Source organism: Conchiformibius kuhniae DSM 17694, assembly GCF_000428785.1.
GTDB classification, from domain to species: domain Bacteria; phylum Pseudomonadota; class Gammaproteobacteria; order Burkholderiales; family Neisseriaceae; genus Conchiformibius; species Conchiformibius kuhniae.
On the sequence record NZ_KE386799.1, the window covers coordinates 1 to 5,441 of the forward strand.

At 61.5% G+C, this 5,441-nt stretch carries 3 protein-coding genes; all 3 read right to left on the reverse strand.

What is annotated here, in order from left to right; all coding sequences use genetic code 11:
* Nucleotides 1-148 precede the first annotated feature (148 nt).
* Nucleotides 149-607, reverse strand: coding sequence for a hypothetical protein (locus G392_RS0110335; protein WP_027010146.1), 459 nt, complete (start codon nucleotides 605-607; stop codon nucleotides 149-151).
* A 45-nt stretch (nucleotides 608-652) separates the two neighbouring features.
* Entirely contained in the window at nucleotides 653-4,150 is a 3,498-nt protein-coding gene (gene smc / locus G392_RS0110340) for a chromosome segregation protein SMC (protein WP_027010147.1), read from the reverse strand.
* Between the two features lie 243 nt (nucleotides 4,151-4,393).
* Nucleotides 4,394-5,441 (reverse strand): CAP domain-containing protein (locus tag G392_RS12810; RefSeq protein WP_051255695.1); only part of this gene is annotated, 1,048 nt, incomplete at its 5' end.

Genomic DNA, 5,441 nt, shown 5'->3' on the forward strand with positions numbered 1-5,441 from the left:
GAAGCACGAGAAACCTTGATAAAACACGGCTTGCCAAGCATCGGGAGGTGGATTCCCGCATTCGCGGGAATGACGGATTTTTTTATATTGCACTGAATTTTCAGTATAAAAATTTAAATGATGACACGCCCTAGACAAGTGAAAAAAATCAGGCGGCGATGCAGTGGCGCACCACTTCGGCTTCGTATTGCGCCGCTTCGCCGCTTTGGGCAGCGGCGGCTTTCTGCCATGCGTCTTGTGCGGCTTGGCACATGTCGCGCCTTTGCTGTTCGGCGGGGGAGACGGGTTCTGCTTCGGCAACGGCACGGGCGGCTTGCCCGGGCGGTGCGGCAGCGTCATCGGGTGGGGCGGACATGTGCCAAGAAGGGGCATATGCCGTTTCGGCGTCAGCATTTTTTTTGACGGGCTTGCGCGGCTTGGCGCGGATAACCGCCGATAATTTGCCCGTGCGCGGATAAAAAATCTGTATGTTGTGCAGGCGCAAATGGGGCGGCGTGTCGGCATACGCGCTTTTGCCATGGATTTTCCACACGGTTGTCGTGCTGTGGGCGGGCGTGGCGGCGCACAGCAGCAGTGCGGCGGCGGCAGGGCGGAAACGGCTGTTCATTGTGTGATGATATGGTTAAAGTGCTTATTTGTCAATTACTTGAGATTACGTTTGCGGCGCTGTCGGGTCTTGGCGCACGTCCACCGCCACCACCCGCGAAACGCCCTGTTCCTGCATGGTTACGCCGACAAGCTGTTCGGCACTTTCCATGGTCAGGCGGTTGTGCGAGATGTAGAGAAACTGGGTTTGTGCGGACATTTGTTCCAGCAGGCGGCAAAAACGGGCGGTGTTGGCATCGTCCAAAGGCGCGTCCACTTCGTCCAGCAGGCAGAAGGGCGCGGGGTTGAGGCTGAACAGGGCAAAGACCAGACTCATTGCCGTCAGGGCTTTTTCGCCGCCGGAAAGCAGCTTGATGCTGCTGTTTTTTTTGCCGGGCGGACGGGCGGTAATCGCCACGCCCGCATCGAGCAGGGTGTCGCCGACCAGTGTTAATTGGGCGCTGCCGCCGCCGAACAGGGTGGGAAAGTAGTTTTGCATGTGGGCGTTGGCGGCATCGAAGGTGGCGCGGAAGCGGGCTTCGGTGTCGCGGTCGATTTGGGCGATGGCTTCTTGCAGCAGGGCAACGGCGTTTTGTAAGTCGTGGTGTTGGTTTTGGTAGTACTGTTCGCGCTCGGCGGCTTGTTCCAGCTCGTGCAGGGCGGCAAGATTGACCGCGCCCAGTTGCTTGATGTTGTGGCGCAGGGTTTCGGCTTGGCGGGCAAGGGCGCGGGGGCTGGGGGCGTGTTGTGCGGCGGTTTTCAGGTGCGCCCATGCGGTTTCGGGGCAGTCGGGTTCGCCGCCGTGCCGTGCCGACAGGGTTTCGTAGTGGTGTTTGGCGGCAAGCAGGGCTTCTTGCTGGAGCAGCAGTTGGTCGCGCACGGTGTCTTGGTGTTGCGGCAGACGGGCGTGGCATTCGCGGCGTTGCTGTTCGGTTTGGCGGGCAAGGGTTTGGGTGTGTTGCAGTTGTTGTCCGCACTCGGTGAGGGCGTCTTCGGTTTGGGCGCACAGTTCGTTCAGGCTGTCGAGGCGGACGATTTGTTCTTCGTAATCGGGCCACGCGCCGTCTGCTTGGTCTTGCTGTTGTTGTTGCCAGTGGCGTTGTTGTTCGGCGTTGTGTTGCAGGGATTGTGCCAGTTGTTGCAGGTGTTGTTGCAGGGCGGCGGCGCGTTCGCGGGCATCGAGGCAGGTTTGCCGGCAATGTTGCAGGTGGTGGCGGGCGTGTGCCAAGGCGTGTTGTGCGGCATCGCGGTTGTGGCGGACGGCATCGGCGGCGGCTTGGGCGGCATTGGCGCGGTCTTGCTGTTCGGCGCAGGCTTGGGCGCGGGTGTGTTCGGTTTCGGCAAGCATCAGGCATTCTTGTTCGGCGGCTTCGCGCAGGGTTCGGGTGTGGCGCTGTTGTGCTTGTTGTTGTTCGCAACGCGCCGTGTGGTGCGCCCAATCCTGACGGGTTTGCTGTAGGGCTTCTTGGTGGCGGCGCAGTTGTGCGTTGAGTGCGCTGATGCGGGTGTGTGTGTCGGTGCAGGCTTGTTGTTGTGTTTGCCAATGGGCGTGGGCTTGGTCGGTTTGGGGGGCGAGCTGCCGCAGGTGTTCGCGCAAACGGGCTTGTTCTGCCAATGCGCTGTGTGCGGGTGCGCCTGTGCCGTGCAAGCACGCGCCGGCACGGTCGATGCGGTGTCCTTCGGGGGTGAGCCAGATTTCGTGTCCGCGCAATTCGTGCCGGCGCGACAATGCCTGTTGCAGCGACGGGGCGCAACGCACACCGTCCGTACACCACGCCAGTGCGCCCGCAAAGGGGGAGTCGGCGGCAAGGGTGATGCGGTGTTGCAGGGCGTCGGCGGGCGGGGGGCGGTCGGGCAGGGCAAGGGGGTAAAACCATGCCGCTTCGCCCTGAGGCAGGGGTTCGCCCGGGCTGAAGTGTTCGGCGGCGCAACGGGCGTTCAGGCGCACCGCCAGCAGTGCGTATGCGGCTTGACGCCATTCGTCTTCGATGGTGATGTCTTGCCACAGGCTGCGTGTGCCGACCGGCGCTTCGGGCAGTTGTTGCCAAAAGTCGGGGTGTTCCGGTGTGTCTGTCCATCGGGCAAGGGCGTGTTCGGCGGCTTGCAGTCGGGTTTGACGGTGGTGCAGGGTGCGGTAGGCGGCTTCGGCTTCGGCGGTTTGTGCCTGAAGTTGTGCCAGTTCGGTTTCGTGTTCGCGCAAACGGGTTTCGTCTGTGCGGTATTGTGCCAGTTGTGCCGCCAAGCGTTGTTCGAGTGCTGCCGTTTGTGCGGTGTGGTCTGCTGTGTCGCTGTGTTCGGCAAGTGCCGCCAATTGGGTTTGTTGGCGTTGCAGCATTTGTGCCGCGTGCTGCCATTGCTGGTGTTGCAGTTGTGCCTGATGGGCGGCGTGGCGGGCGTGATTGTCGGCTTGGCGGGCATCGCGGTCGCAACGGTCGGCGTGTGCCTGTGCTTCGTCCAAGGTGTTTTGTGCTTGTTCTGCTGCTTCGGCAAGGGTTTGTGCCAATTCGCTTTGTTGTTGTGCGGCGTGTTCGGCAAGGGCGCTGTCGCGCAGCAGGGTGTCGCGTTCTTGTGCGAGTTTGTGCAGGGCGGCTTCGGCTGCGGCGCGCTGTTGGGTGCGCTGTGCTTGGTGGCGGCGTTGGGCGTGCAGTTGTTCTTCCAAGCGGGCGGTTTGTTCGCGCAGCAGGGCGTGTTCGCGGGCAAGTTGGTGGCGTTGCTGTTGTTGTTGCTGTTCTTGGCCGGCAAGACGGGCGCATTCGTTGTCGTATGCGGTGATTTGTGCTTCGGTTTCGTCCAATTGCGCTTGGGCGGCGCGGCGGTGCGCGTCTGCGCGGTCGGCATCGGCAAGCGATTGCTGCCATTGGATAAAATCTGCCAAGTCGCACACGCTGGCAAGTTCGGCTTCCAGTGCCTGATGGCGTTCGGCGGCGGCGGCCTGCACGCGCAGTTTTTCGGTTTGCTGCGCCAATTCGCCGCGCAAATCCGCCAAACGCTGCAAATGGGCGCGGGTGTCTGCCAAGCGCGATTCGGTTTCGCGGCGGCGTTCTTTGTATTTGGACACGCCTGCGGCTTCTTCCAGATAGCCGCGCAATTCATCGGGGCGGGCGTCGATGATGCGGGTAATCATGCCTTGTTCGATAACGGCATAGCCGCGTACGCCCACGCCCGTTCCGAGAAACAGCTCGGTGATGTCGCGGCGGCGCACGGTTTGCCCGTTGATGAAATACAGCGATTCGCCTTGCCGCGACAATTGGCGTTTGATGCTGATTTCGGCGTATTGTCCCCACGCGCCGCCAAGCAGCCCCGCGCTGTTGTCGAACACCAGCTCGACCCACGCCCGCGCCGCCGCCCGCCGTCCTGACGCGCCGTTGAAAATCACGTCTTGCATGTGTTCGCCGCGCAACTGTTTGGCGGAGCTTTCGCCCAGCACCCAGCGCACCGCGTCAATCACATTGGATTTGCCGCAGCCGTTGGGCCCGACCACGGCAACGCGGCGGCCGGGTACGGCAATCACGGTGGTTTCGGCAAAGGATTTGAAGCCGGAGAGTTTGATGTGGGTCAGGCGCATGGCACGGCGGCGGCAAAAAGCGGCGATTGTAGCTTTAAAGCCGGCGGTTTGCCACCTGCCGTGCAACAACGCGCCGTTTCAAGAGCGTGTCGTTCATTGACCGGAAAAACACGGTGCCGTCATGCCCGCGCCGGCGGAAACCCAATATCGAAGCACAAGCATCGGACAATGGTTTCCCGCATTCTTGGGCATGACGGCATTTGTATTGAACTGATTTTCAATAAAAATCAATTGATGACACGCCTAATCGCCTTGGCGCACCGCCCCGAACGCGCCCGTGCGCCCGTCTGCGCGTACGTCAAACGTGCCGGACAACTCGCTCGCGTGCGTGCCGTAGAAACCGCCTTTGGCGCATACCTCCGCATGGTCGGGCGTAGCAAACGTATTGCCGCGAATCAGCGCGTTCACGTCCAAACGTCCGTGTGCGCCCGACAGCGTGCCGTGCAGGGCTTTGCGGTCGAAATCGGCGCGCAAATCGGCGTGGAAATACTGCCGCTCCATGCCCGATGCCGCCACGCCTTGTCCGAGATAACGCACCGAACCGCTTTGCGGCATCTGCGCCAAAGGCGTGGGCAAGCCCTGACTGAAAGCGCGGTAACGGTCGTCGTCGTGGCGTTTGACGATGCCGTAGCGGCTGTATTGCGTGTTGCCGCCAAACACACCCGTGTGGTTTGCCGCATCAATGGCGTGCCAATCGCGTTTGCCTTGCGGCAGCAGGGGAACGGCTTCGCCGTCAAGATACAGCACATCGGGCGCGGGCGACGCCGCCACCGCACGGAACAACACCGCACGGGACGATGTGCCGTTGTTGAAACGGTAATCGGTGGTGGTGTTGTCGTCGCCGAAAATCTGCACCCAATAATAACCGTGCGGGCTGTTGGGAACGTGTACCAAACCGATGCCGATGCGGGTGTAGGCAGCATTGGTCATGTTTTTGTAATGACCTGCACTGTTGCGCCACTGCTCGAGAACGGCTTTGTCGGCACTGCCGTAGCCGGCAGTGATGTTTTCCGCAGCCGCCCCGTTTTTCACCCCGTCTTTCCAAGATTGACCGTTGGGGCGCTGGTGTTCATACAATTGGACGATTTCTTCGGCACGCTTTTGCGCGTAGGCGGCAAGCGCGGGGTCGTATTTCAGGGGCGGCAAACCTTTGTCCTGACGCAGCTTGTTGGTATTGGCAAGCGCCTTGTCCAGCTCGGCTTTGTGGGCGGCGCTCGGCGGATTTACCTGAAACTCGGACGGCGTGTTGCTGCCCGTGCTTGGGGGATTGTTGGGCTGTGAACCGTTGTTG